The following is a 1,260-nucleotide window of genomic DNA, read 5'->3' as shown; positions in this document are numbered from 1 at the left end:
GAACCGCTCCTCAACCCGGAGGTCTTCATGTCTCACCGTAATTCACCGTTGTCCCCGACTGGCCGGCTGCGTCTGGCGAGCTTGTCAAGATGTTTGTGTAAGAACGTGACTCCTGGGTTTCGTGTGGTTGCTGTGGGGGACTAGTTGAGGTGGGGTTCGATGCGGTCGGGGTAGGCCAGGGCGAGTTGCCCGAGGGCCTGTTTCCAGTTCGTCACGACTTGCCCCTCGACGAGTCGTCCGGGGGCTTTGCGGGTGGCGGCGGGCTTGCCGCGTTCCTTCTCTCGTTGCCGGGCGCGTTTGTCCTCGATGTCGCAGATGGCCAGCCACAGGAGTTTGCGGACTGCGACGTCGTTGGGGAAGTGGCCGCGGTTCTTGATCACCTTGCGGAGCTGGTAGTTCAGCGACTCGATCGAGTTGGTGGTGTAGATGACCTTGCGGAGCTCGGGAGGAAACGCCAAGAACGGAATGAACCGGTCCCAGGCACGGTCGAAAGCCATTGCCGCACTCGGGTATTTGACGCCCAGTTCCGAGTCACGGAAGGCCTCCCATTCGTGGCGGGCAGTATCGGCGTCGGGGGCGGTGTAGATCGGTTTGATCGCCCGGGCGACGTCTTTGCGGTCCTTGTAGTTCACGAATCGCATTGAGTTGCGGATCAGATGCACCACGCAGGTCTGGACCGTGGCCAGTGGCCAGGTCGCCTCGATTGCCTCGGGGAATCCAGTCAGTCCGTCGCAGCACACGATGAGCACGTCACGCACGCCGCGGTTGGCCAGATTCGCACATACCCCGGCCCAGAACTTCGCGCCTTCCTCGGCCTGAATCCAGATTCCCAGCACATGTTTGACGCCGGTCATGTCCACGCCAATAGCGATGTGGGCGTGTCTGTTTCGGACGTGTGCGCCGTCTTTGACCTTCACCACCAGGGCGTCGAGGTAGATGACGGGATACAACGCTTCCAGCGGCCGGTTCTGCCATTCATCGACCGCATCGAGGACCTCGTCGCAGATCTTGGAGATCGTTTCGTGGGACAGATCGGTGCCGATCGTCGAGGCCAGATGATGCTGGATGTCGCGTAACGTCATGCCGCCGGCATAGAGCGAGATGATCATGTCATCGAGCCCCCCGAGCCGGCGGGAGCCCTTCGGCACCAGACGTGGGGTGAAGGTGCCGGCACGGTCACGAGGGGACGTTCAGCTCGACCGGCCCGGCCTCGGACTGCACCGTTTTCGGGCTCGACCCGTTCCGCGAGTTCGGCAACTC

The 1,260-nt window shown here is 62.2% G+C and carries 1 pseudogene; it reads right to left on the bottom strand.

Annotation, left to right across the window (positions count from 1 at the left end):
* Positions 1–140 precede the first annotated feature (140 nt).
* Positions 141–1,260: pseudogene (locus tag BPODLACK_RS23090) on the bottom strand (IS256 family transposase); the annotation flags it as partial.

It is taken from the genome of Gordonia sp. YY1 (assembly GCF_009872315.1).
GTDB lineage: Bacteria > Actinomycetota > Actinomycetes > Mycobacteriales > Mycobacteriaceae > Gordonia > Gordonia amicalis.
Note: the sequence above shows the minus strand (reverse complement) of the source record. Positions and strands in the feature narration are given on the sequence as shown.